This window comes from Pseudoalteromonas sp. MEBiC 03607 (assembly GCF_004792295.1).
GTDB lineage: Bacteria > Pseudomonadota > Gammaproteobacteria > Enterobacterales > Alteromonadaceae > Pseudoalteromonas > Pseudoalteromonas lipolytica_C.
This window is the reverse complement of record NZ_SRRY01000001.1, coordinates 1,242,999-1,266,726: the sequence shown is the minus strand read 5'-3', so window position 1 is coordinate 1,266,726 and position 23,728 is coordinate 1,242,999. Positions and strand designations below refer to the sequence as shown.

The 23,728-nt window shown below is 38.8% G+C and carries 19 protein-coding genes and 1 pseudogene; 10 read left to right on the top strand and 10 right to left on the bottom strand.

The features are described 5' to 3' along the window. Positions 1-15: 15 nt before the first annotated feature. Genes E5N72_RS05775 through E5N72_RS05765 form a run of 3 tightly spaced genes read right to left on the bottom strand, consistent with a single transcriptional unit; the run spans position 16 to position 5,164 of the window. Positions 16-4,521, bottom strand: coding sequence for an EAL domain-containing protein (locus E5N72_RS05775; RefSeq protein WP_135923597.1), 4,506 nt, complete (start codon positions 4,519-4,521; stop codon positions 16-18). Between the two features lie 15 nt (positions 4,522-4,536). After that, positions 4,537-4,962 (bottom strand): GNAT family N-acetyltransferase, encoded by a 426-nt coding sequence (locus E5N72_RS05770; RefSeq protein WP_135923596.1) that lies wholly within the window; start codon positions 4,960-4,962, stop codon positions 4,537-4,539. Position 4,963: 1 nt separating this feature from the next. Next, positions 4,964-5,164: a DUF3283 family protein gene (locus E5N72_RS05765; protein WP_135923595.1), complete on the bottom strand. Its 201-nt coding sequence runs from the start codon at positions 5,162-5,164 to the stop codon at positions 4,964-4,966. Between the two features lie 145 nt (positions 5,165-5,309). On the opposite strand from E5N72_RS05765, the gene E5N72_RS05760 reads away from it, so the two are divergent. Continuing rightward, the gene (locus E5N72_RS05760; protein WP_240704500.1) at positions 5,310-6,011 is read left to right on the top strand and encodes a transporter substrate-binding domain-containing protein; all 702 of its coding nucleotides are present in this window, start codon (positions 5,310-5,312) and stop codon (positions 6,009-6,011) included. Here the strand turns inward: E5N72_RS05760 and E5N72_RS05755 are convergent. From E5N72_RS05755 to zntR, 4 genes are all read right to left on the bottom strand, one after another. Continuing rightward, a complete protein-coding gene (locus E5N72_RS05755; protein WP_135926240.1) occupies positions 6,008-6,253 on the bottom strand; it encodes a DUF1289 domain-containing protein in 246 nt (81 codons plus the stop codon). The two genes, E5N72_RS05760 and E5N72_RS05755, sit on opposite strands and share 4 nt — an antisense overlap. A 109-nt stretch (positions 6,254-6,362) precedes the next feature. Beyond that, positions 6,363-7,493: a 1-acyl-sn-glycerol-3-phosphate acyltransferase gene (locus tag E5N72_RS05750; RefSeq protein ID WP_135923594.1), complete on the bottom strand. Its 1,131-nt coding sequence runs from the start codon at positions 7,491-7,493 to the stop codon at positions 6,363-6,365. 153 nt (positions 7,494-7,646) lie between these two features. After that, a complete protein-coding gene (locus E5N72_RS05745; RefSeq protein WP_135923593.1) occupies positions 7,647-8,927 on the bottom strand; it encodes an SO_0444 family Cu/Zn efflux transporter in 1,281 nt (426 codons plus the stop codon). After that, the gene (gene zntR / locus E5N72_RS05740; RefSeq protein WP_135926239.1) at positions 8,911-9,324 is read right to left on the bottom strand and encodes a Zn(2+)-responsive transcriptional regulator; all 414 of its coding nucleotides are present in this window, start codon (positions 9,322-9,324) and stop codon (positions 8,911-8,913) included. Before zntR ends, E5N72_RS05745 begins: the two co-directional genes overlap by 17 nt. A 94-nt stretch (positions 9,325-9,418) precedes the next feature. On the opposite strand from zntR, the gene E5N72_RS05735 reads away from it, so the two are divergent. Together E5N72_RS05735 and E5N72_RS05730 are read left to right on the top strand one after the other, a co-directional pair. Continuing rightward, positions 9,419-10,363, top strand: a complete 945-nt coding sequence (locus E5N72_RS05735) for a D-2-hydroxyacid dehydrogenase (RefSeq protein WP_135923592.1) — start codon at positions 9,419-9,421, stop codon at positions 10,361-10,363. Positions 10,364-10,520: 157 nt separating this feature from the next. After that, the gene (locus tag E5N72_RS05730) at positions 10,521-10,904 is read left to right on the top strand and encodes a DUF3192 domain-containing protein (RefSeq protein ID WP_135923591.1); all 384 of its coding nucleotides are present in this window, start codon (positions 10,521-10,523) and stop codon (positions 10,902-10,904) included. A 31-nt stretch (positions 10,905-10,935) separates the two neighbouring features. Here E5N72_RS05730 and E5N72_RS05725 read toward each other — a convergent pair whose 3' ends face one another. The 3 genes and pseudogenes from E5N72_RS05725 to E5N72_RS05715 form a co-directional block, all read right to left on the bottom strand. Continuing rightward, complete coding sequence (locus E5N72_RS05725) at positions 10,936-11,859, bottom strand: diguanylate cyclase (protein WP_135923590.1); 924 nt, start codon at positions 11,857-11,859, stop codon at positions 10,936-10,938. Beyond that, positions 11,828-15,268, bottom strand: coding sequence for a response regulator (locus tag E5N72_RS05720; protein WP_135923589.1), 3,441 nt, complete (start codon positions 15,266-15,268; stop codon positions 11,828-11,830). The genes E5N72_RS05725 and E5N72_RS05720 overlap by 32 nt, the downstream gene beginning before the upstream one ends. Before the next feature lie 61 nt (positions 15,269-15,329). Further along, a pseudogene (locus tag E5N72_RS05715) lies at positions 15,330-15,587 on the bottom strand (PhoH family protein); the annotation flags it as partial. Positions 15,588-15,672: 85 nt separating this feature from the next. Here E5N72_RS05715 and E5N72_RS05710 point away from each other — a divergent pair. From E5N72_RS05710 to E5N72_RS05680, 7 genes are all read left to right on the top strand, one after another. Next, on the top strand, positions 15,673-17,163 hold the full coding sequence (locus E5N72_RS05710; protein WP_075594024.1) for a site-specific integrase: 1,491 nt from the start codon (positions 15,673-15,675) through the stop codon (positions 17,161-17,163). After that, positions 17,147-19,918: a hypothetical protein gene (locus E5N72_RS05705; RefSeq protein WP_135923588.1), complete on the top strand. Its 2,772-nt coding sequence runs from the start codon at positions 17,147-17,149 to the stop codon at positions 19,916-19,918. The genes E5N72_RS05710 and E5N72_RS05705 overlap by 17 nt, the downstream gene beginning before the upstream one ends. After that, positions 19,915-21,999, top strand: coding sequence for a hypothetical protein (locus tag E5N72_RS05700; protein ID WP_008113384.1), 2,085 nt, complete (start codon positions 19,915-19,917; stop codon positions 21,997-21,999). The genes E5N72_RS05705 and E5N72_RS05700 overlap by 4 nt, the downstream gene beginning before the upstream one ends. Further along, on the top strand, positions 21,996-22,460 hold the full coding sequence (locus E5N72_RS05695; RefSeq protein ID WP_008113385.1) for a hypothetical protein: 465 nt from the start codon (positions 21,996-21,998) through the stop codon (positions 22,458-22,460). The genes E5N72_RS05700 and E5N72_RS05695 overlap by 4 nt, the downstream gene beginning before the upstream one ends. A 222-nt stretch (positions 22,461-22,682) precedes the next feature. Beyond that, the gene (locus tag E5N72_RS05690) at positions 22,683-23,060 is read left to right on the top strand and encodes a MerR family transcriptional regulator (RefSeq protein ID WP_008464133.1); all 378 of its coding nucleotides are present in this window, start codon (positions 22,683-22,685) and stop codon (positions 23,058-23,060) included. A 60-nt stretch (positions 23,061-23,120) separates the two neighbouring features. Beyond that, entirely contained in the window at positions 23,121-23,510 is a 390-nt protein-coding gene (merC, locus tag E5N72_RS05685; protein WP_008109712.1) for an organomercurial transporter MerC, read from the top strand. Next, complete coding sequence (locus E5N72_RS05680; protein ID WP_008109710.1) at positions 23,498-23,716, top strand: GDCCVxC domain-containing (seleno)protein; 219 nt, start codon at positions 23,498-23,500, stop codon at positions 23,714-23,716. The genes merC and E5N72_RS05680 overlap by 13 nt, the downstream gene beginning before the upstream one ends. The last annotated feature ends 12 nt before the right edge of the window (positions 23,717-23,728 follow it).

Here is a 23,728-nt window from a genome sequence, read left to right as displayed (position 1 = left end):
ATAAAGTCAGTAACTTTATCCCTGAAACTCTTGATGCCAACTCTTATCTAAAAGCGGCCCTATTGCATCACCAGGTACCGGTTTACTAAATAAATAACCTTGAAAATACTCACAGTCTTTTGCCTGTAAAAAACGCAGCTGTTGGATAGTTTCTACGCCCTCTGCGACGCACTCTTTTCCTAAACTTTTTGCCAAGGTTAGAGTTGAGTTGATAATTGCCTCATCACCTTTATCAACACCAATATCATTAACGAAACTTTTATCAATTTTCAGCACATCAACCGGGAAACGCTTTAAATAGGTTAACGAGGCATAACCTGTACCAAAGTCATCCATATAAATACGACAGCCTAGCTGCTTTAATTTCTCCATGCTTTGTTGAGCTTTTTCTGAATCTCGCATCATCACCGACTCGGTAATTTCAAACACGACAGCACTGGCCGGTACTTTTATGGCATTGAGAGTGTGTTCAATGTTGGCAACTAAGTTCACACTTTCAAAATCAAGGGCCGATAAATTAATTGAGATATACAGTTCAGGATGAGTTATGTGCCACTGACGCAACTCAATAAGAGCTCGCGATAACGTTTGCAACATTATTTTGGTGATCAGTCCTGAACTTTCTGCCGCATTAGCAAAATCTTCAGGGCTATATACATCGTTACTAGGCCAGCGAAGTAACACTTCTAAACCAGCGACTTGATGGGTTTTTGCACTGACTATTGGTTGGTAATAATTGCAAAACTCATGCTCTAGGTAAGCTTTACTCAATTGCGATTCAAGATGCAATGTACGCTGAACCTGTAAATTCATCTCTTGTTTATAAAATTGATAACACCCCTCTACATGACGCTTAGCATGATATAAAGCAACGTTTGCCGCTTTTAACAACGCTTTAGTCCCGCTTGCATCATCTGGGTATACGGCCACCCCAACGCTCAGATTAACCTTAACGGCTTGCTGACTTAGCTCTATGTGTTTTTCTACTGAGTCCATCACCTTGGCACACAGTAACAATAACTCATCTATTTGTTTGTAATCTTCAGCTAGAATCACAAACTCATCGCCATCAAATCGCGCAATACTATCTTGAGGTCGAAGCACATTTTTTAACCGCTGAGCTACTCGTTTAATTAATTCATCAGATTCTTCGCGCCCAAGTGAGTCATTAAAGTATTTAAAACGCTTGATATTAACATTCAACAAGGCAACTTTGGTTTTATGATAATCAGCTTGCTCAATCGCGTGATTCACACGGTCATTAAATAATGTTTTATTTGGTAAACCAGTAAGCGCATCATAGTTTGCTAAAATATGTAGTTCACTTTCTGCTAGTTTTTGTGCACTGATGTCAGTAACAATGATCACATAACTATCGAGCTGACGATTGCTGCCTGCTACAGCACTAATTTTAATCAATACTTGTCGTTTCTCACCGTTTGCTACAACCACGACATCTTCGGCGGAATAATGCTCACCCGATTGTAGGTTTTGCATAACTCGTAAGTAATTGATCCGAGCCGATACAGGTAATCCCAGCGTTAAAGAGCGGCTTGAGCGCGGCTCTGCGGGAAAATCAAAGGCATCTTGAAGTGATTTATTTGTGGCGCGAATACGCAGGTTTTTATCTATGATAAATACCCAGTCTCTCGTTTGTTCAAAGGCTGCACCAAAGAGACGAGCATTCTCTTCAAACACTAACTCACGCGTCATATTCGTGTAAGTGCCCGCTACTTTTTCAGGGGCTGTGCCTTGCCATTCGACCACTTTGCCAAAGTCTTTGTACCATCGCCATTGACCATCGGCATGACGTAATCGGTAAGTACAATTAAAGTAACCTTTTTGAGTGGATAAAAACTCCAGCCATTCCAATCGGAAAGTTTGCTTATCATGCGGATGAATTTTTGCTAAATAGTCATCTAAATTAACACTGTCGGTATCATAGCCCAACTCGTTCCTAAGACGAGGTTGATAAATAATAGGGCTTTGTGACGACCAATCCCACACCCCTGAATGACTTCCCTCTAAAGCAAGCTTTAACCGCGCTTCACTTTCTTGGCTTTCTTTATGAGCGGCCAGCAAAATTTTCTGCATGCGATTACGTCTAAATACCCATGCAGCAATAATTAAAACTATCAAAATTAAATACAATACTATGACATGTGGGGCTCGCCATGGTGGGTACTTTACTTCGATATTTAAAATAGCAGGTGGAGTCAGGTCCCCCGTAACTGGATCTTTTGCCCATACCTTAAGATGGTACTTTCCTGCACTTAGTTTTGGAAAAAGAACGCGATTGTTATTGCGCGTATATGTTTTTTGCCCATCACCCAGTTGGTACTCGTAAATGATACGTTCTTGATAATTAAATGCCATCGCCGAAAAAGCCACCTCAAGACCAATATCATCATGCTCAAGGACAACACTGTCGATAGGCTGTTTTAACTCAGCAGGCAAATCGCGAGACATTAGATCAAGGTTAGTAATATTGACATGATCAATCAGCGCTTGCTGGTAGTGGTTATCCATCGGATAAAAATAGGTAAACCCTTTTAAAGTACCATAAACTATCTGCCCAGATTTTAGCTTGGTAAATGCGCCACTATTAAACTCTGTTGAGAACAACCCTTCTGCACCGGTAAACTGCTGAAAATGCAAGTTTTCTGGATTTAATCGCCATAACCCTTTGTGACTACTCATCCAGATCATACCGGCCTCATCGAGCACCATGTCGTAGAGCAATGTACCCAGTTTGTTTTTTTCTAGGTCAATCGTGTAAATATGCTCATAAGTATCAGCATCTAAGCCAATCAAACCGAAATTAGATAACGACAACCACAGTACATTGTTGTTATCTATGATGTACGACATCACATTAACAGCAACATTCTCATGTTGTTCTGGAACTGTATAAATAGTGGTTAGCTCGTATGTATCAGGATCAACTTGATACAAAATGCCGGCATTATAAAATAGTGGCGAATCAGGCTTACTTGTTAAAGCAGGTAAGAATCCATAGGCTAGGAAAGGCTCAAATTCATCAAACTGCCCTGCCAAACGGGTAATTACTTGAGTTTCAATATTATAAACAAACATGCCGTAGTCAGGGTGAACGTAAAATAGCTCCCCAGATGGCATCAATAATACACCGTGAACCCAATCGTTTATTAATTTTTGTTGCTCTGGATCTGCGGTTTTCACCGGGGTCGCTTGGCCTGTTTTTGGATCAAAACTCATGATCCCACGATTACTGTGTAACCACAGCTTATCTTTGTAAGGCATCACCTGATAGATGGTAAACTCTGTGGTGATAAGATCCACTTGGTAATCTTTTAAAAACACCTCGCTTTCGTAGGTATCCAAATTAATGGCTGTTAAACCATTATGGGTAGCAAGCCAAACTCTGTCCTGAAACTCAGTAATTCCCCATATAGAATGATGAGATAACCCATCTCCCTTTATTGAGTTTGCTACTACATTGCTAAAATTATAATTATCATAAGGTAAGTAAAAGGCTCCATCATTTTTAGTCGCCAACCACATACCGCCTGATTTGTCCTCAACTAAATCAATAATACTCGTATCAGCGAGTGTGTATCCGCTATCTTTTAAACGCGTACTTTTTACAAGCTCATTATTCGATGGAGTAAATTCGAATAACCCTTTATCAGTGCCTAAAGTTATTGATGTTTCCTTCGGAGTTATCGTCCAAATATTTAAATCATCAATTAAGGTTTTACTGCTAAAAGCAAGCTCGGGAGAGGCAAACATTTCATCTAAATGACTTATATCAATCTGATACAAGCCCCTAACAGCACCAACCAATAATGTTTGCTCGTCAACAACTGCGAATGACTTTACATAGTTTTGATAAATATGAGTTGGTTCTTGTTGGAGATGGTCAAGTTTTCGATATTTACCTGACGCAATTTCATACACAAACGCCCCATTGCTGGTACCTATAAAAATGAAGCCTTTGTACGGGTACAAATCGCGAATGACACTACTTCTAACTCGATCTGGTATTTCAAAAATTGTTGTTACTTGTTTAGTTTCTAAGTCTAGTTTTGCAAAATCCCAACCACGTCCAAGCCAAAGCGTCTTATCATCAAGAGCGACCATGCTAAACACAGATTCGCTGAAAATCTGTTCTTCGGTAGTTGGTTTTGCAATAAATTGTTGATAACTATCGGTGTTAGGATCGTAACGAAATAAACCCGCTTGCAATGATGCAATCCAAATATAACCCTGGGGATCTTGGTAGATGCGGTCGATAATAGCGTCTTCTAGCTCGCCATTAGGGCCTTTAATATGCACAACTTGATAGCCATCGTAACGGTTTAGGCCACCTTCGGTCGATAGCCATAGGTAACCACTATCATCGATTAGCATAGTATTGACATAGCTTTGCGATAAGCCTTCGCTGGTAGATAAACGCTTTACCTGTGCAAATGCTGGCTGACTAAACAAGCCACAGATAAAAAATACAAACAGCACGATGATGGAAAAGAACTGTGTCATTGACGTTCCAAATTGCTAACTTGGCACTGTGTGTCGTGTACAGTGCATCGCAACTATATTTCGATGCGCATATAACTCAAACAACGATTGCAAAGAATTGGGTAATGTTAACGTACAGTTAAACCCATTTTGTACATAAAAATCAATCAGATTTTGGTATGCAAAAGTAAATATAGGCGCGTTTTGTGCTGTAATTAACGTCGTAAGTAATTGAGAAGCAATCTTTTGACCTCGCCATGCATCATCAACATAAAGTGTTGATAAAAACAAAGACCCCGACTGGTTTTGTATTCGACATGCTGCAATAATCTCTAGACCAGAATAGCAAACCCATACTTGGTCTGCTTTGCAGGCTCGCCCTCGAGCACCATGTTTATCATAAAACTTATTAACTAACGGTGTTTTTATTGGTTCAAGAAGACAAAACTTTAGCGCAGTCATATCAGCTCATAAGTGCAAGATAATGCTCAAACTGCTGTTTCAAAAATGCTTGTTCTGACATTGGGCGACTGTTAATTGTTGTATATACCCCCTCCCGCGTATTTTTACCTCGCTTTATTTGGTAAGCCCAAAAAGAGGCTTCATAGTCCAGTTGTATTTGATACTTTTGCTCTCGTGGCAACTTACATAAATTAAAACTCATATATTCACAACAACTAAAAAATAATAGTGACCAGTATAGCATTTTTTATTGGTCTGTTTAGCCTAATGCCATACGATTAACCTTGATTTTGGTAGCACATACCAGTAAATTAACGGCGGTTTTTTAAACACGCAAGGAATGCACATTGTCAAAATATCTGCTTCTCAGATTTGCGCTAGTCTTATTGCTTTTTTGCCTTCCTGCTAGTGCTAGCTCGAACCTATTAATTTTCAATCGACCAGCGGATACCCCACAAGCACGTTATGTTATTGATTTACTTAAAATGGCCTACAAAGAAATAGGTTATGAAGTACATATCATTGATTTTAATCACCAAAGTGCCCTTATAGCAGCCAATAATGGTATTTTAGATGGTCAACTAGGCCGTATTGCAGATGTAAAAGATGACTACCCAAACCTACTAAAAGTTGATTTCCCGCTTTTTGATTTTAATCTTGTGCTATTAAAAAATTGCCAACACTGTCGCTATAAAGAGTTAAAATCATTAGCAATTCAATCAAGTTATCCTGCTGCCCAAAGTTACATCGATAAACACCCATTCGGCGGAGATGTTATTAAAGTACGAAATATTACCGCACAATTAAATTTACTAACCCAAAAGCGTGTTGAAGGCACTATATTGCTAGATTTTATGCTCAAAACAAAGCACCCAGATTTTAATCAAGCAGCTTTTCATAAAGAAGTTTTAATGCCAATGCAGAGCTTCCATTTCGTTCATAAACGCCATGAGGTACTAATTCCTAAGCTCACTCGCGCCCTTCAGAAATTGCAGGAAGAGGGTAAAGTGCATTTTCTAAAATCCAAATACAACTTAACTGAATTTTAAAAATCAAAACCACCTTGCGAGGGAGAAGACGGTGGGTTTTCTGCTTGTTGTTTTTTTTGTAGGTAACGCTTATATCGCTGTTGGCACAAGCTAATTACTTTACGCTTTTCGGCATTAGTAAACTTATTCCAATAGAAGCGTTCATCCCTGCTTCGATAACAGCCTTTACAATACCCTCGATTGTTAACCTGACAAATCCCTTTGCAAGGGCTTGGAATCTCAAAGATTTCAATTTGTTGCATCATATTTGCCAGTGACGAGTTCATAACTAAAGTATAGCCTGAAAAATAACCATAAAAAAAGCCACTTTATAAAAGTGGCTTTCTAACGCTATTTTTAGCCGCTAAAAATTTAGGCTAATTCACTGTTTGTCAGTTCTGCTTTACGATGAAAAGGCTTCGCATACATTGCAAGAACTAGCGGCTTTAATTCATCGGGTACTTTTGCCAAGCGAGCATTAAATGCCTCTGCATCTTTTTTATCGACAACGGCTTCTTTACAGCCACCAGCAATATAGTTACCAGGGTGTAGAAAGAATGAATCAACGATTTGCTGATCAATAGTTTTTGCAAGCTCTTCAGGTGACTCACAGCCTGACTCAATTGGCTCACCAAAGGCTAAATGCACATGTCCTTTAGCTGTACTAAAGCCTTCAACAATGCTGGCAATATCTTCGCCTTGTTGTTTAACATACTGACCATGTTGCTGCTTATGATAAAGCTCTTTTGCTTTAGCTATCGCACACGGCTCGTATTGATAAGAGATAGACACAGGCACAATTTTTAGTTCGCGCACGTATTCAGCAAACTCTTTCTTCTGCTTACGACCTTGTAACTGCAACATCTTAAGTAGAGCTGGATCTGTTTGGTCAAAACCATCTTTTGCTCGGCCTTCTTTTTGGGCTATCCAAATTGAGTGACCTTCAGCTAGGGAGTCATAAATATAAGCAGAAAGCTGCGACAAAGCTTTTAGCATCTCTTTAGGTGCTTTCGCTGAACGCTTCACAATAAAGCTTTTGTTTAAGCGCATTAACTCAGTGATATAAGGAATTTGCAGTAAGTTATCACCAATTGCGATGCGAACAGTCGGCATATTGTGTTTAAACAACCCCCAATTCACCAATGCAGGGTCAAGCACGATATCTCGGTGATTCGAGATAAATAAATAGGCTTGTTTAGGATCTAGCTTATCTATGCCAGAAAATGTCACTTCAGAAGTAGTACGGGTGATTAACTTATTTAAATAATCTGCCACTTCATGCTGTACTTGCTCAACCGATGAGGTATTACCCCACTTTTTACGCAGCTGGCTGCGCACTAATGGGCGAGTAATAAATGGAAAATAGGATAAAAAGCGCGGTAGATTATATTTGGCAATTACATCCACAAAAGCATTATCAGCAATTAAACGTGCTACTGAATCAGCGACTTCATCATCATTGTAAGGTCTTATGTCGGCGTATTTATCCACACTTTCACTCATTAAAAACTACTTAAGTTAAAAAACGGCACGCACAGCGCACCGTTTAAATATTTGGCGGATTATAACTCAGGCAATTTTAAATGCGAACCGAGACGCGATAGTTAACCAAGTTATTTGCCAAATGTTAGTAAAATATATTTTTATAACAAGTAATTATGCAATGCTCTTACCAGTTTGCGAGGACTTTTTCAGAACCATTTTTAACACTAATCTAAGCATTAAAGTAGCCAATACAATGCCCGATATAAAGCTTAACCAATGCGGTAAAACTTCATGCTCTTCGCCTATCATCGGTGCCACCACAAAACCATATTGCGTCACTAAATAATCAGTTAAAAAGCCAAATGCCAACGCTGTAGCAATCACACCTATTAAGTAAGCAACCACTGCACGCTTACCTAGTTCTTTACCCACAACACCTAAGGTTGCAATATTTGTAGCAGGGCCTGCCAACATAAAAACTAAGACTGCACCAGGCGATACACCACTGAGTAATAGTCCAGCAGCTATCGGTGTTGAGGCTGTTGCGCAAATATACATAGGAATACTAATTAAAATAACCACAAGCATCGCAAGTATGCCACTGCCCCATTGGCTTAAATAAGATTCTGGCACATAGGTTTGTACTAAAGCGGCAAAGAATAAACCAATCATTAACCAAATCATGGTGTCTTCAAGTAACTTGTTACAACTAAAACTCACCGCTCGTTTCAGTTTACCAAAGCGGCTTTCAACTGCTTTAGTTGGCTGCCCACTGCTACAACAGCTTTTCTGCGAAGGTGCAGCTTGTTCAGTTGCGCAACTCTGTTGCGGCTCTGGAGTAGCTTGTGAACCTTTATTACTACAACAACTTGTTGTTTTAACAGCCTCATGTTCTTTAGTTGTTTGCTTGCTGCAACAACTTTGTGCGGGCTTAGCAGACGTCTCTTTACTGCAACAACTCGATGTGGTCAAAGGCTCAGGCTGTTTACTGCTGCAACAAGATGTTGTTTTAGTGTTCTCTTTATTTGCTGTTGTGCCTTGCTGTTGATGAAGCTCACTGTCTTTACCCACTAATACACCCGCCACAATGGCACTACACACGGCCGCAATAGGACGTATCACCGCCATAAATGGGCCTAGTAACACATAAGATACCGAGACCGAATCGACTCCCGTTTCAGGGGTTGAAACTAAAAATGCGGTGGTGGCACTTTTTGACGCCCCCGCCCTTCTTAAACCAATGGCCGCAGGGATCACACCACATGAGCACAATGGCATAGGAGCACCAATAAAAGCTGCTTTAACTGTGGTCCATAGCCCTTCTTTTCCTAAATGACGGTTAAGAAAGTTGGCAGGCAAATACACATTTAACAGGCCAGCTATGAATAAGCCCAGCATTAACCAAGGCGCCGAGAGTAAAAACAGATGCCAAAAATTACTGAGTAAGTCCATCGATATCCTCCAGCGTCGTTAGTATTGAACAGTTTTCAGCGGGTTCTTCACCACCACAACATTTATCAGCCAATAATGAAAGTGAGTCATAAAAGCGGGTAAGCTCTGCAATTCTTTGTGCAACGAGATCGCGCTTTTGTAACGTCATCTCTTTAACTTCATGGCAAGAGTGCTGATCTTTATGAAACTTAATTTGCAGCAACTCTTTGATCTCAGCCAAACTAAAGCCAACATTCTTTGCTCTGAGAATAAACGCCATTTGCTTATAGTCATCCTCAGAATAAAAACGATATCCCACGTCTGAACGCGAACTTGGCGTTAACAAACCATGCTTTTCGTAGTACCTTAGGGTATCTGTTGAAACACCCAACTGGCGGGAAAACTCACCTATTTTCATCACCGTCTCCATTGTGAAGCGTTTATTTATTATGCTCACTATAAACCTTGGAGTACACCCCAAGGTCAAGCAATAAATTAAAAAAGGAAAGCACATGAATATTACTGTCCTTGATGCAGCAACATTAGCCAACACTTCGTTAGATGCCTTAGCACAGCTAGGTAAATTAACTTGTTACGATCTAACTTCCCAAGAGCAAGTTGTTGAGCGCTGCCAAGATGCTGATGTAATTATCAGTAATAAAGTGGTGATTGATCAGCTCGCTATGAGCCAGTTAACTAATTTGAAATTAATATGCGTTGCAGCAACAGGCACTAATAATATCGATTTAGAGGCAGCAAAAGAGCATAACATTGCAGTGACAAATGTGGCGGGCTATTCAACACCGAGCGTGGTGCAGCATACCTTTACCTTAATCACTAACTTATTGGGTAATACTCATAGATACATTAATGATTGCCAGCAAGGTTTATGGCAACAAAGCCCAATGTTTTGTCGCTTAGATTACAGCTTTAATGAAATTGCCGGCAAAACATTGGCAATTGTTGGTTATGGGTCATTAGGTAAAGCTGTGGCTGATGTAGCGCGTGCCTTTGGTGCCAATGTCATTATCAGTGAGCGAAAAGGTCATACGCCTCGTGAAGGTCGTGTTAGTTTTAATGATGCCCTAAGCAAAGCCGATATTATTAGTGTTCATTGCCCGCTAACGGATGAAACACGCAACCAAATAGCCGCGGCAGAATTAAGCATGATGAAATCGTCAGCTATTATTATTAATACCGCTCGTGGTGGGATTATCAATGAAGCCGATTTAGCTGACGCTTTAGCTAATAATGTCATTGCTGGCGCAGGTGTAGATGTACTTAGTAAAGAACCCGCAGAGCAAGCAAACCCGCTGGCACTATACAAAGGCGCAAACTTATTACTCACACCACACATCGCATGGGCAAGCCAAGAATCAATCGCTCGCTTAGTTAACGAAATAGCTTTAAATATCCAAGCATTTAACCAAGGCGAACCACGGAATAGATTAGTCTAAAATACAACAAATTAGTCAAACAGACTAATCTACGTGTTTATTTAGCCTATAACGCATGTAAGTTAACAGGCAAAACATTGATTTAAAAAGACTTTTAAAGTTGGCAAGCTGATTGCTATCTAACAATCACTTAAACTCGAATTTCTAGGAAAAAAAAATGAAAAAAGCTCTTCTAATCGCTGCACTATCTGCTCCATTCTTAACAGGTTGCGTTATTGCAGTTTCAGATGGCGAAGCCGATACACATTGGGCAGGTAGTTCTTCATCAAGCTGGGAGAAGCAACATAAAAATAATCGTGAAATTATTTCTAACCTTGCACTCGATACCAGTTATCAAACAGTATTAAACAAACTTCATACACCTAACTTTACCGAGCTGCTAAAACAAGGTGATGATGTATATCAAGTGCTATTTTATGTTACGCATAGCATTCATTCAGATGGCAAGATGACAAAAGATGAGTGCACACCTTTAGTATTTAAAAATGATAAGTTAATCGGCGTGGGCGATACAATTTATCAATCGCTAAGTAACGGCTAATTAGCAAGCTAAAGTTAAGAGTAGGCTTTGCCTACTCTGATTCATTTACCGCAACCATCCTTGAAACAACTTTATCGCGTCCAGTATCTTTAGCTTGATACAAACCTAAATCAGCCTCTTCTAATAAAGTTTGCTCTGCGTATACTTGCCCGGTTTCAGTGGTGGCAATACCAATACTAATCGTAATGTGATCAGCATTTAAAGACGCTTTATGAGGGATATTTAGTTTATTCACTGCATCGCGTAGTTTGTTAGCAAATGCAATAGCTTCTTTTGCAGAAGTGTTTGGCAGTACCGCAGCAAATTCTTCACCACCATAACGTGCTACAAAGTCACTGCCGCGCTCACATGCCCCCACAAGCGCGTGAGCAATTTTTTTCAAACAATCATCCCCGGCTCTATGTCCATAACAATCGTTGTAGCGTTTAAAGTGATCAACGTCCATTAACAGCACAGATAACGGTGTACAGTCTCGACGACTTCGACGCCATTCACGAGCTAAATTCTCATCTAAATAACGCCTGTTAGGTATTTCCGTCAACCCATCAATCGAAGCAAGCATTTCAAGAAGGTCATTTTTTTGCTTAATTAATAACTGATTGCGTACCCTTGCACGAACTATCGCAGCACTAAAAGGTTTAGTGATGTAGTCCATTGCACCTAATTCAAGGCCCTTTGCTTCATCATCATGGCTGTTATTCGCGGAAATAAAGATAACGGGTAACATGCTGGTTGTGGCATTTTCTTTTAACTTGCCAAGTACCTCGTAACCATCAATGCCGGGCATCACTATATCTAAAATCAACAAGTCGACAGCTTGAGTTTTCAAAAACGTCAGTGCTTTTTCACCACTTTCAACACAAAAAACATCGTAGTCTTGCTGCAACGTTTTCTCTAATACCAAGCGATTTAACGGATCATCATCAACAATCAGTACCTTGGCTCTTTTCAACATGTGTAGATCCTTGTTCGATGATAAATGCAATCACTTGCTGTAATTGGCATTGCAATTCATCATTTAATTGTTCGGGCAGTTCACCAGTTTTCTTCAGCTTAACTTCACATTCCTGAGCGCACGCTGACAAACGTTTAAAACCGAGGTTTCCAGCTGACCCTTTAAGATTATGCACCACACGTATCAGCTCTTGCGCAGTGTTTACTTTAGATATGAGTAATAACTGCTCTTGTGCCATAATCGCAAACTTTGACAACATAGTTAATACTAACTTAGTGCTGTTTCCAAATTGGGATAGAATAAAGTCTTGATCGAAAAAGGATTCTTTTTTATGTTCCAATTCATTCATGGCTAAAAATAATTTGCTCGCAACAATTGGCTTGGTTAGGTGCTTATTCATACCAGCTGCAACTGATTGCTCTATGTCAGCAGGTTCACTGTGTGCCGTTAATGCATAGATTGGTATTTGTTGTTTACTAAATGTCTGACGAATAATGCGCGTTGCTTGGCAACCATCCATTTCTGGCATTTGAATATCCATAAAAATCAGATCAGGATGCAATGACTTTGCAAGCTTTATCGCTTTTTCACCACTGTCTGCACAAACAACATTAACATCAGCTTGCTCTAGAATACTTTTAATTATGTTTAAATTGAGTGGGTTATCGTCTACAGCAAGTACGAGTAAGCCTGATAAATCCATTTTAGAGGGTAACGACACCACAGACTTTTTGGCCGACTCTGTGGTTTTATCAAACTGTAAGCAAAAGTAAAACTCACTGCCTTTGCCTTTTTCACTCTCAAGCTTGATTTCACCTCCCATCAAGGCAACCTCATACTTCACAATGGCAAGACCAAGTCCTACGCCTTGATGTGAACGAGTAAGAGATTCATCGCCCTGTGTAAACGCATCAAATAAACGACTTTGATCTTCTTGGCTTATCCCTATACCAGTATCTTTGACGGTAAAACAAATAAGTTGCTGCTCTGTTGATTGTTCAATGAGCTTCATACACAAGGTGACACTGCCTTGCTCTGTAAACTTAGCGGCGTTTGTCAGTAAATTTCCTAACACTTGTTGCAAACATATTTGGTCGCCAATTAAGCTGTCATTGATATCATCATCACATTCAATATTAAAAGTTAAGCCTTTTTTTCTGCACAGTGGTGCGATCAAGCCTTGGCAATACTCAATTAAATTAGAGACACTAAATGGCGCATTACTTAATTGCATTTGCGAGTTTTCTGCTCGAGCAAAGTCAAGCATGCGATTAAGTAAAGTAAGTAAACTATTTGCCGCAGATTTAGCTTGTTCTGCATGAGTACGCTGCTCAGCTGATAAGCCTTGTAAAGCAATTACATCAATCAGGCCTAACACTGCATTCAACGGCGTACGAATTTCATGACTTAAGTTTGCAATAAATCGGCTTTTTGCCAATGTTGCTCGCTCAGCATCGTCTTTTGCTTGCACAAGCGCTGTAACATCTTGCACATGCACAACATAGTAGTCGGGTGTTTGCTCGCCATTAAACACTAATGAAACACTAATTTGTAGCCATCGCTTTTGCTCTTGTTGTGGCAGGCTAAAGTGATAGACATTCTTCTTCTCGTTGAGTAAATCTAGTAACGTCTCTTTTAATGTATTAAATGATTGCTCAGCAAATAGGTCTTCCAATGTATAGTGACTAGGTGATTTATTACCTAAATCAATTGAAAAAATCTTCCTTGCCGCTTTATTTACTTGTAAAACCTGATAATCAAGTGACACTAACAGCACGCCATTGGCAGCATACTCCATTGCACTTCGTAATTTAGCTTCTGAACTTTGCAACGCATTGAGCGCTTCATACTGTTTGGTAATATCACGACCAATCGCCATAGTCCCCAAAAACTGCTGATGCTCGTTATAAAAAGGCACTATGCTCAAATCATAGATTTTATCTTGTGTTGATAAACGTTTTTGATAAACCTGTCTGTCTTTGAGCACTTTCTTTTCAAGCTCGTTGATTTCGCCATTATCATCACTGATATCACATAATTGCTGACCCACTAACTTTTCTTGTGGCAAGCCTATGTAGCGTTCATATGCTTTATTACACCCCAAAAATGAGCCATCAATATTCTTAAAATAAATAATATCCGGAACATTGTTGAGCATGGTGTTTAATAACGCTAATTGACGCTCTTTAGCATCAATACTTCTTCTAAGCTGTTGCGACTTTACTTGTACTTGAGAATCTAAAGTTTTATTGGCTTCTTGTAAGGACTGTACTAACTCTTCATTGCGTCGAAAGATCTGCTTAACACGACTAAACCAAGGCTGCCAGTTAGCAGGAATTTTGTAACTTACAAGCGCTTGCTTGCCCTCATCATGCTGCTCTAAATAATTCATCAAATGCGTCATGGGTTTTACAAAAATACGTTGGCTTAACCAAAACACGGCACTAAACATCATTACTAAAAAGACGCTTAAAAACATAAACTCTAAAAAAATGTCATAGCCAATAGGCTTACTCAATGCCCTAAGTGATTCGTGAAAACGCGTATGAATAGGTAAGTTGGTAGTATCTTGTACAAAATGACTTTGATAGCGCGAGCCTGAACTTTCAACGATATCTGGCCAATATCCTGTCGCATTAATGGCGCTCTTTAATATCTCTTTAGAGCTAGCAATCACTTGGTTGTCTTGATTAATAAAGATAAACTCACCATCACTAGGTGCTATCTTCTTAAGCCACAATGAAATAGCCTCTAGGTCATAGATCAAAACGATATAATCTTGACTATCAGCAGCTCTTTGTTTACCAATCGCAAAATAGGCATGACCGTTTATGGTCAAAACAGAGCTTGAAGCAAGCCGCTCTTCATTCAGTTGCAATGGACGAAACTTGTTATCTAAAACACTCGTAAGCAACTCACTTTTCGTTGTATTACGTCGTTTAATAAAAACAAAACCCTGCTGGTTTACATAGGCAACTGCTTCAAGTGATTGAATTAAAGAAAGTGCGGTATTGAACGATGGACCTAAGGCTATAACTTGTCGCCATTGATTAACTGCAAATTGCGTTGAAGCAAATCGACCTTGCCCCACAACTTCTCCGATCCCCTCACCTACCAATTGGTAATAATAATGGTCAAACTGATTAACATTGCGCGCCAAGCTAGGCGCATAATCATAAGAAAGTGGCTGCTCGTAGAGCTTGAACATAGTATCTATTAAGCCATTGGCAGCATTCATTGCATGGCTAAGCTGTGCAGAGATATTATTAAAACCGTTTTGCCTGCTTTCAATAGCACGTTCGAGCTTTAAATTATAAAGATGCAAACACAAAAAAAACGCCACCATCAGTGGCACAATAAGTGCCACTGATAAAGAGCGATAATAATGCTTTAATGGTAAAAAATTCACTGGTTATAAGTACCTTACCTCGTTAACGGTTAGGTTAACGAGGCATAGAAGTACTAGCAAGTTATAAATTTTCTTCAGCGAAGCTGGCTAAACGGCTGCGTACGACGCCATTTAAGTTAACAGTGGCGCTGCCTTCAAAATCTTTAAAGCGTTCAACAATATAGGTAAGCCCTGAAGTTACGGGGGTTAAGTAGTTGCTATCTATTTGCGCCAAGTTACCTGAGCAAATTAGTTTCGTGCCTTCACCGCAGCGGGTAATAATGGTTTTAAGCTGTGATGCCGTTAAGTTTTGACTCTCATCCAAAATCACCCCCGAATTGATATAATACTATCATACCCTTAATAAACTTGAACAAAAAAGTTTTTACACACATACTCTAGCTAAGAATCAAAGGTGAACGAAAATGATACTTCGAAATACAACAAAAACTAAAATAATTAAAACATCAGTCAACTTTGGAAAAGGAATGTCTTTTCACCTCGATAAATCAGGGCAACCTATTAAGACTGAAAAAGGCATCAGAACTCACTCATATAGGCACGATAAAATAGAACCTAATTTTCCAGTGCTATATCACCCGACTCGCTTCACAGAATGCCAAGAAATGAACTTATTTTTAATGCACCGCTTTGAAGGTCATTTCAGTCTCAAAAAGAATCAAATAGACAATGAGGCTTTTAGTGACGCTTATCATGCCAGCCAACCGGGAAAGCCATTAGATGTTAAGTCTGTTCGCAGTATAGCTAAGCACTTAAAAGCTTTCTTAGATTGGTTGGATAAAGATGGTGCATCCTATTTTGAAGTAATAGCCGCGCCACTTTCGAAACAGTCTGTAGATGATGAGATTTCTAGGTTACCTGTGTGGAGATATCACGAGCATTTGTGTGAAAGAATCGAAACCAAAGATAAGTCTAAACGCATAAGCTTTAACAGTGCTCAAGAACGAATTAGAGCGGTTAAAGCATTCTATATATGGAGTCATAAACGCGGGGCTATAGATAGCCTCCCTTTTTCGCTCGAATATAAACAGGTACGTATTAAAACAAAAGCTAAATCAGGTGTCAGTTCGTTGTTTCAATTACCTACCAGCAACAATCGTTCTGGGGGCTTATGGAAATGGGTCAGTAATTTGAGCATTCCAAATACATTGAAACAAAAAGAAGACTCACCAGACAAAGGTCTACAACCATATTCTCCAAAAGAACTTAAACAGTTACTGGAGACGAATACAGCTCAAAAAGAGACTTATAAACTTTATTTGCAATGTGCTTTGCTAGGTGGACTTCGTTCTTTTGAGATTTCAGCCATCGACCAGAAAGACCTTTTTGATCCTGATGAAAAAGAAAACGAGAAACGTATTCCAAAATTGAACATTGTACGAAAAGGACATAAGCCAGTGAGATTAACAATAGCGCGAGTTCTAATGAAGCTTTTGTACAATCACACTTTGACAATTCAAAATATGAAGCGACGTACCAAACATGAGACTAATCATGGTATGGACAATAGTGAACATCCGCTTCCTTTGTTTATGAATAGTTCAGGATCGCGGATAAGCGAAGATACACCGGGGAATACTATTTCCATAGTTAGAAAAGAACAAAGGAAGCAGGGATTAGAAATACTATTACGCACATTCCATGACTTACGCGCTACCTTTGCTACTTATGTCGCTAAATACCTAATTGACAAAGGTGAATCGGAGAGTTCCATCAGACAGACACTAATGACCTTGATGAGTCACGAAAGTTTTAAAACAACCAAACGTTACATCGACTTTGCCAAAAGTGTAGCAGTGGATGCATACGGAGCAATGTCAGAGTGGGTGAAAGATATCTACGGTGATGTTGACGAATTACTGATGCGTGAGGCTGAAGATGCAGCAGCAAGTTAAAACGCGGAAGTCCAATCGTATTCCTGCTAGATTTAAACCTCATTCAATTGTTCTAGCCAAACAGTTAGACGTTTTATTTAACAGGGCATATGACAAAGAAAACAATATTAGCGCAGATGACGACACTGCTATTTCAATGAGTCGCTTGCGGAATGCTTGTGTCAGTTTACAACACACTCTTCCTCTAGCCCTTAATAAGGTTAGTACAGATACTGCGACATCAATTCAAACTTCGGGATTAAATGCTCTATCAGACTTTGAAATTTGGCAAGAACTGGAATACTTTTGCATTAATGAAATAAATGATGTCAAGCTACCTAGTTATGCTACTCGTATAGAAGAAGCCTTAGAAAACTTAGCTAAGTTTCATTTTTATGATAACGCTATCAACGCTCCTTTTAGACTAGTAAATGGGGCTACTTCAATCGACATAACTAAATTATTCGAACTTGAATTCCATCAAGTAAAAGAGATTCGTAAATTACTAAATAAATATCTGGACTATCTCGTCCTTCCAGAATTAAGCCTCAAAGATTCTTCTATTAGGGACAATATCCTCAAAACTGCGACAGCTATTATAAATCTTTGTCTACATGATACTTTTAAGAATACTGAACGCGTCAAACTGCCATTATTGGCAACATTACAGGATAGGGAATTCGTTTCATCATTTATATGCAATCACAACTTCCGTACTTTTTTAAAATTTATACTACCCGATGTGTGGGGTAAAGCTAGAGTCAATCAATTTAAAACTGAAGCCGAAGTAATAGGGTATGCACAAAGCATATCATCCAAATTTGGCAATGAAGTTGATGCTTTTTTGAAAAATCAGATAGCAAGCGCTTCGGAAGCTAATACAACAAGAGTTAGATCCTCAACTTTATCATTTCCAAGGTGGTTGAATAGTGCTGGTAGCGTAGCATCACCAATAATTAAGCTGCTTAGTGAGCGTGGAATTCAAGGGTTTGCAGAAAATGGCCTTCAGGGATTTAAATACCTTTATAAGCATTACCAAGAAGAAACTCAAAATAACCAGCAGTTTTTACTGCTACTAAACGCTGCATTGGACCTTTACCACTTTGTTACGGGTGAAAAAATCGCAAAGGAAAGTTTATTACCCTACTCATTGGGCTATTACCTTAAAGAAAGTGACACTACCGAATGGCAGAAGCATGAGTGGGTATATGACAATGCCTATAAATTTTATCAAAACCTAGTCGAATACCATAAAGTTTTTACAAAGCGAATTGATGGCGAGAGCATAGGTATCGTCACTCTCAAAGGTTACATAGGTAGTATGGCTAGAGCATTGAAAGAAAATGCATCATCATTAACAGATGAACAAATGAAGCTTATTGCCAGTCATGGGGTTCATGCTTTTGTTGAAAATAACTGTGAGATACTAAAGGCTATAAGAGAGGCAATTCAACTAAAATCAAAACAAGGCGACTTGTCGGTTTTTGTTGGTAATCAATATCAGAGCGCTATCGACAAATTACTATCGTTTTATGGTCTAGATACTATTAAAAGCTTTCCGGTCAACACCGAATTAACTGCACAACATCAAGAGCAACTCTCTCAGAATCAAGATAAGCTCTACTCATATAGAGAAGTAGTAGAATTAGCATATTACATAGAAAAAGGGCTTTCTGAGACCTTACTCACAATTAAAGACAAAGTTACACTTTATGCAGCAAAAGTCATATTGAAAACTGGTTGGAATTCAACTCCTACGCTAGAGCTTGATACTGACGACTTATTTTTCTTTAACACGCCATTACATTCAAGTAAAACTCCTGCTCTTCGTTTATTTAAACGCCGAGCTAATTATCAAACACAATGGCATAAATTTGAAATTCAAGCCGAAGATCTAGAAAAAGAAGGCGTCTTATACGGCGACGTTGTCGAACCAGTAATATTTGATATTAAGGCTGCGACTAAACTTACGTCTATTTACCGCCCTTCTATTGAGAACCTATCAAAAAGAATTTTTGTTTTTCCCAAAGTAAATAGTATTGGAGAAGTAAAGATTCAATTATTAACAGCATCACGTTTCAAGACCACTATAGATAGGATATTGACTGAGCTTGGGTGTGATATCGTATTTAATTCGCAAAAGATCAGAAAATCAGGGCTTAACTACATTTACCGAAAAGTTGCCAAAGAATTTAAGTGGTATCAAAAAGCTGGCAAGCACTCTTATGAAACGTTCTTGCGTCATTATTTAATGCAAGATAACAAAGATGTTGCAATGACAATCAACAGAGCGACAAAAACAATGGCAGACTATTTTGTTCGCGATGTTACCGACAAAGTAATCATTTTGCAGACTCCACCAGAAGACGGTAAAAAAGTCCCGAATGGCACATGCATTAACTCAAAAGATAAATCCGCAGTAGTGGCATTCGAATCACAAAACAGGAAATTATTAGACCAGCGAGATACAAACGAGCATGCATGTGCCGACTTTAACGCATGCTTGTGGTGTCCGTTCTATCGCTGTGTTGCTGACGCATTGCATGTTTGGAAACTTTTGTCATACCGGGATTTTGTTGTTGCTGATATGGAAAACTCAGCCGCAACATTTGACTCTATAACAGAGCAACTGGAAAACATAGAGCAGTTGAAAAATAGGGTTAACGAAATATTAGCTGATATTGCCAAGCTTAATGCTCAAGCTGTGACTGATGGAAAAGAACTATTGAGAACAGAGGGTATTCATCCTCATTGGAAAAACACAGGTTTGCTATGACCAAAGAGATAACTAAAACAAAACTACTTGATATCGCTGTTGTAAAAACACATACAGGTCAAATCACTATAAAACCTTTGGTTCAGGTGTTAGAAGATTTTAAAGTTGATGATACTAGCGCTTTTAATTCGATTGCTTTGTGGGAAAACAGAGCATTGAATATTGCTAAACATGGCACTATTCACTTTGGCGATGACACTTGGATAAGCTATGAAGAAACGCAAAGAAATGTGAATTTTAAAGGTGTTGATGAATTAGCATATCAAATTCGAATTTATTCACTAATTAAACTCACACATGGTGATGTTGTAGGCGGTAAACCTCTAAAAATCTCTACACTTCAAAATGATGTAACGTATCTAAATTTATTTGCAGCCTTCTTAAGACAAAGAGGTTATCACTCATTTCATGAGTTGGAGTTCAAATCTGACTTAGTTATTAGGAATCTCATAAAAGACTATTTATATGAAGTCAGGAAAATAGCTATTTACAGACAATCACACTCATTTACTAAACTATTTGACGTGCAGCGCAGCTTTCGTCTTTTTGGCCCTAAGGTGTGTAGTGTTTTTATTGATGTACTTAACCAACTAAACGAGTTACACCATCCGAGACCAGTCACTTATTCGCACCCTGTCATTCCTACTAAAGTAATGAAAAAAATTCTGAAGTTTGCAGAAAAAATAGTTGAAAACTCTAAGGATAAGATAGAACGATGGCTAGAATTAAATGCACGCTTAATAGATAGTTTAAATGAAGGCTCCGTTGAACCACCGCCCAAAATTAGTACAGGTGAGCTAATAGCAAAACATGTAAGAAACTTACCCGATGAAGTGGAATTCATTCAATTATCCGAAGAATTAGAAGATTTAAAATTAGCCACATACATTAATATCTTGGCCTATACAGGCATGAGATATAACGAAGTACTTACATGCAAGGTTGGCTGTGCCAATTACAAAGATGATATTTATTACATTACGGCAATCATGACCAAAACCGACAACAGTAAGGTTGAGATGGAATGGTTTTCAAACGCTGAAGTACATGAGTGTGTTGGTATTTACGAAAAATATGTGTTCGGTATGCAAGAAAGGGCAAAAGCTGTACTTTCTTCATGCAGAGCCAATATAACAAGTAGTCAAGCACACAACTTGAAAGAAGGGTTAGAAAGAAACCGTCTTTTCGGGGTTTCACATAGTAGCTGTAGTGTTAGTTTTAGCGATGCTGGGCGATTCACAAAATTTGAGGTTAAAAACAGTGAAAACATTGAGCTTTTTGACTTAACTCTAGACGATGATGATATAGCAGAGCTTGAACGCCTTGAATCTAACTACAAAGAAGTTAGAGGAGAGAATAGAGGTGTCCCATACGAAGAAGGCGATACGTTTAGATTAACCGCTCACATGTTTCGACATACGTTGGCCTACTTTGTCATTGCCAATAAATTAGGTGAGCTTGATGATATTAGATATCAATTTAAACATTTAACCAGCCTAATGACGTTTGTTTATACTCGAAGAGCATTTTTGGCCTCAACAACTTTAATTAAAACTACTGAAGAGTTTAATGAGATTTTAATTGACCGTGTTGCAGAAGAGTTAATAGATGAAGCCGAGTCACAATCACTTAAAGGTGGTGCTGGTGAGCAAATTAATAAAACATCTAAAGATCTGATAATAGGTATTACTGATAGTCAAAGTAAAGATTCGACTGTGATTAAGCAGATCCATTTCAGTTCAATTGAAGAACTGAAAAAATTTCTCGTCAAAAATATTAAAAACATACGTGGCTTGCCTACGGGGTACTGCACTGCGGGAGAAGCTTGCAAGATAAAAGGAGCAGGAATCCCTAGTGGCTGTGTGTATTGTGGTAGTAAAATCATTACCAAACGCCACAAGGTCAATTGGCAAGTGATAAAAAAAGATGCGACCCAGAAACTAGAGGCATATGCAGCATCAACCACAGAAGAGCAAGAAGATTACGAGCTATTTGCTATTCACTGGAAAAATAATATAGCAGCAGCTGACTATGTATTAGATGAAGGCAAAGCGCATACAAACCAAGGAGAACAAGCATGAGTAGCGCATATGATGATATAAAACGTGCTTTTGAAGAGATGAAATCTGATGGCAGCAAGATAACCAAAAATGCAGTAGCAACGAGAGCTAAAAGAAATATTGCGAATCTATCTAAAGAAGAAGAAAAATGGGTAAAGTTACGAGAAAGTATTGAAAAAGCTCAATTAACTTGGGAAGAAAAAAATAAAGATAATTTAATAAAACAACTCAGAACAAAGGTAGCCGAACTAAAAAGCAAGCTTGCTAAAGAAAAGCAAAAAAATAATATCGGCACTAAGGAAATCGATAATAAAGATACAAAGTTATTAGTGTTGTTGAGTGAAATGTACGCAGAAATAGATAAGCTCAAACTGATTAATGCCGATTTACAAAATCAACTTCAGCATTCAGGGCAACATACAGAAATAAGAGTGGATACGTCTACTGGTGAAATTATTGAATTAGTTTCAACGAAACAATAGATTAGATGTAGTAGCTCATATCTCAACTTACAGTTTTGTTGATTAGGCTTAGACTTCACCTGACAGGCAGCAAGAGCGAACAAGAGACGGTCAGAGTGATCTGGATATGTGAACTTAATTCTACAAAGAGGACGCTTAGCGACCCCGTTCATGCAATAAAATTGAGTTTAGGCAATCCGCATTAATTGTATAATGATATTTCTGCTTCTAAAGAGTATGTTTATGAGAACCATTGGAAAACTGGCAAAAGATTTAGATATCAATGTTGAAACAATCCGTTTCTATGAGCGCCAAGGTCTGATAGAGCAACCTTTAAAACCAGAGTCTGGTTACAGAATGTATGGCGATGCCCTTACCAGTCAACTCAAATTTATTCTGAAAGCTAAAGCATTAGGGTTTACGCTGAAAGAAATTGAATCGCTTATGTCACTAAGTGACAGTTGCGCTGATATTGAGTCGATGGGGTTGCAAAAACTTAATCTCATTCGTAATAAAATTGCTGATTTACAGCGATTAGAGAAAGTAATTCAAGATATGACAGATTCTTGCAAGGCCAATCAAGACCCTCAATCCTGCCCGGTAATAAATTCACTTAAATAGCTATTGACCCCGTACTTATGTACGGAGTTTATACTACCTTAAAAATTGAGGTAGATAGTTATGATCAATAAAATTCTAGATAAAGTAGGTTCTGGTGGCGTTTGGCTAGCCGCCCTTAGCTGCACAGCATGTTTTCCTGCACTCGGCTCATTGGCATCTGCTCTTGGGTTAGGTTTTCTTTCACATTTTGAAGGGATAGCGGTGAACACCTTATTGCCATTATTTGCTTCACTAGCGTTGTTAGTTAATTTCTATAATTGGTATCAACATCGAGATTCATTGAGAGGCGTTTTAAGTGTCATTGGCCCAATTGCAGTATTGCTGACCCTTTATCCTTTATGGCAATACGACTGGAGCACTTACTTATTTTACTTTGGGATCATTTGGATGGTCGTAATGTCTATTTTAGATATTGTTAAGCCCATTAAGGAACCAGTATGCAAGGTATAGAACTAGAATCTAAAATCACTTGCCCTGAATGTGGATTTAGCAAAGTTGAAACCATGCCTACAAACGCTTGCCAATGGTATTACGAATGCGAAAGCTGTAAAGCACTACTTAAACCGTTAAAAGGTGATTGTTGCGTTTATTGCTCTTATGGAACAGTTAAGTGTCCTCCTATTCAAGAAGGCAATGCATGTTGCTCAGGTAAGTAGCCTAGTATTCGG

Bases quoted from the DNA above. Each gene is read 5' to 3' on its own strand.
- E5N72_RS05745 (WP_135923593.1), bottom strand. From the start codon at position 8,927: ATGGACTTACTCAGTAATTTTTGGCATCTGTTTTTACTCTCGGCGCCT.
- E5N72_RS05755 (WP_135926240.1), bottom strand. From the start codon at position 6,253: ATGCAACAAATTGAAATCTTTGAGATTCCAAGCCCTTGCAAAGGGATT.
- E5N72_RS05695 (WP_008113385.1), top strand. From the start codon at position 21,996: ATGAGTAGCGCATATGATGATATAAAACGTGCTTTTGAAGAGATGAAA.
- merC (WP_008109712.1), top strand. From the start codon at position 23,121: ATGATCAATAAAATTCTAGATAAAGTAGGTTCTGGTGGCGTTTGGCTA.
- E5N72_RS05705 (WP_135923588.1), top strand. From the start codon at position 17,147: ATGCAGCAGCAAGTTAAAACGCGGAAGTCCAATCGTATTCCTGCTAGA.
- zntR (WP_135926239.1), bottom strand. From the start codon at position 9,324: ATGAAAATAGGTGAGTTTTCCCGCCAGTTGGGTGTTTCAACAGATACC.
- E5N72_RS05700 (WP_008113384.1), top strand. From the start codon at position 19,915: ATGACCAAAGAGATAACTAAAACAAAACTACTTGATATCGCTGTTGTA.
- E5N72_RS05730 (WP_135923591.1), top strand. From the start codon at position 10,521: ATGAAAAAAGCTCTTCTAATCGCTGCACTATCTGCTCCATTCTTAACA.
- E5N72_RS05710 (WP_075594024.1), top strand. From the start codon at position 15,673: ATGATACTTCGAAATACAACAAAAACTAAAATAATTAAAACATCAGTC.
- E5N72_RS05735 (WP_135923592.1), top strand. From the start codon at position 9,419: ATGAATATTACTGTCCTTGATGCAGCAACATTAGCCAACACTTCGTTA.
- E5N72_RS05680 (WP_008109710.1), top strand. From the start codon at position 23,498: ATGCAAGGTATAGAACTAGAATCTAAAATCACTTGCCCTGAATGTGGA.
- E5N72_RS05770 (WP_135923596.1), bottom strand. From the start codon at position 4,962: ATGACTGCGCTAAAGTTTTGTCTTCTTGAACCAATAAAAACACCGTTA.
- E5N72_RS05690 (WP_008464133.1), top strand. From the start codon at position 22,683: ATGAGAACCATTGGAAAACTGGCAAAAGATTTAGATATCAATGTTGAA.
- E5N72_RS05750 (WP_135923594.1), bottom strand. From the start codon at position 7,493: ATGAGTGAAAGTGTGGATAAATACGCCGACATAAGACCTTACAATGAT.
- E5N72_RS05765 (WP_135923595.1), bottom strand. From the start codon at position 5,164: ATGAGTTTTAATTTATGTAAGTTGCCACGAGAGCAAAAGTATCAAATA.
- E5N72_RS05725 (WP_135923590.1), bottom strand. From the start codon at position 11,859: ATGTTGAAAAGAGCCAAGGTACTGATTGTTGATGATGATCCGTTAAAT.
- E5N72_RS05775 (WP_135923597.1), bottom strand. From the start codon at position 4,521: ATGACACAGTTCTTTTCCATCATCGTGCTGTTTGTATTTTTTATCTGT.